The 1,539-nt window shown below is 66.7% G+C and carries 1 protein-coding gene; it reads right to left on the bottom strand.

Features of this window, described 5'->3' with window-relative positions; translation table 11 throughout:
* Nucleotides 1-1,539, bottom strand: a 1,539-nt coding sequence (nuoL, locus tag WAO18_RS13965; protein WP_422206855.1) for an NADH-quinone oxidoreductase subunit L, incomplete at both ends; no start/stop codon positions are given.

Below are 1,539 nucleotides of genomic sequence, written 5' to 3'. Positions count from 1 at the left end.
GCCACTCCCAGGGCCGCGACGACCACGATGATGACGGTCAGCAGCGTGCTGTTGATCAGGTCCGGGCCCTGCGCCGTCGACTCACCGAGCACGGGCGCAAGCCAGTGCTCGAGGGTGCCGCCCACGGCGAGTAGGCCACCGGCGAAGACCGACCCGAACGCGAGCACGATCATTGGACCGGTCATCACCGATGGCGACTCGTGCGGGTGCGCGTCGTCGGCCCACCGCCGCTTGCCGAAGAAGGTCATGATCATCAGCCGGGTCATGTAGAACGCGGTCAGGCCGGCGCCGATCAACGCGGCCGTGCCGAGCAACGCACCTGAGGTGCCGCCCTTGTTGAACGCCGCCTCGATGATCTTGTCCTTGGTGAAGTAGCCGGACAGGCCGGGGAAGCCGATGATCGCCAGGTAGGCCAGGCCGAAGGTGACGAAGGTGATCGGCATGACCTTGCGCAGGCCGCCGAAGCGCCGCATGTTGACCTCGTCGTTCATCCCGTGCATCACCGAGCCGGCCCCGAGGAAGAGCCCGGCCTTGAAGAAGCCGTGCGCGAGCAGGTGCAGGATGCCGAGCGCATAACCGGCCGGGCCGAGCCCGACGGCGAGGAACATGTAGCCGATCTGGCTCACCGTGGAGTAGGCGAGCACCTTCTTGATGTCGTCGTAGGCGCAGCCGACGACACAGCCGTAGAGCAGGGTGAGCGCACCGATGATCGTGACGACGGTGCGGCCGTCCTCGGTGATGTTGAAGATCGGGTTGGACCGGGCGATGAGGTAGACGCCGGCGGTGACCATGGTTGCCGCGTGGATCAGAGCCGACACCGGCGTCGGACCCTCCATGGCGTCGGGGAGCCAGCCCTGCAGCGGGATCTGGCCGGACTTTCCGCAGGCACCGAGCAGCAGCAGCAGCGCCATCCCGGTGGCCGCACCGCCGGAGAGCTGGTGGGCACCGCCGAAGACCCCGGCGAACGACGTCGTACCGAGGGTGGCGAACATCAGGAAGATCGCCAGCGTCAGGCCGACGTCGCCGACGCGGTTCATGATGAAGGCCTTCTTCGCCGCCGTCGCCGCGGCCGGCTTGTAGGTCCAGAAGCCGATCAGCAGGTAGGACGCCAGGCCGACGCCTTCCCAGCCGACGTAGAGCGAGAGGTAGTTGTTGCCCAGGACCAGCAGCAGCATCGCCGCGACGAAGAGGTTGAAGTAGGCGAAGAAGCGGCGTCGCTGCGGGTCTTCCTTCATGTAGCCGAGCGAGTAGATGTGGATCAGGGATCCGACACCGGTGATCAGCAGCACGAAGCACAGGGAGAGCTGGTCGACCCGGGTCCCGAAGTTGACCTGGAAGCTGCCGACCGGGATCCAGCTGAAGAGGTTGGTGTCGATACTGCGGCGGTCGGCGGACAGTCCGAGGACGTTGACGAAGAGCGCGAGGCCGTAGAAGAAGCAGACGATCGGCACCGCGACGCCGAGGATGTGGCCCCATTTGTCGCCGCGCCGCCCGACCAGCATCAGCACCGCGGCCGACGCCAGCGGCAACGCGATGAGC

This window comes from Mycobacterium sp., from assembly GCF_049278535.1.
Taxonomy (GTDB): Bacteria; Actinomycetota; Actinomycetes; order Mycobacteriales; family Mycobacteriaceae; genus Mycobacterium.
The sequence above is the reverse complement of the archived record's forward strand: the minus strand, read 5'-3'. Positions and strand labels throughout refer to the sequence as shown.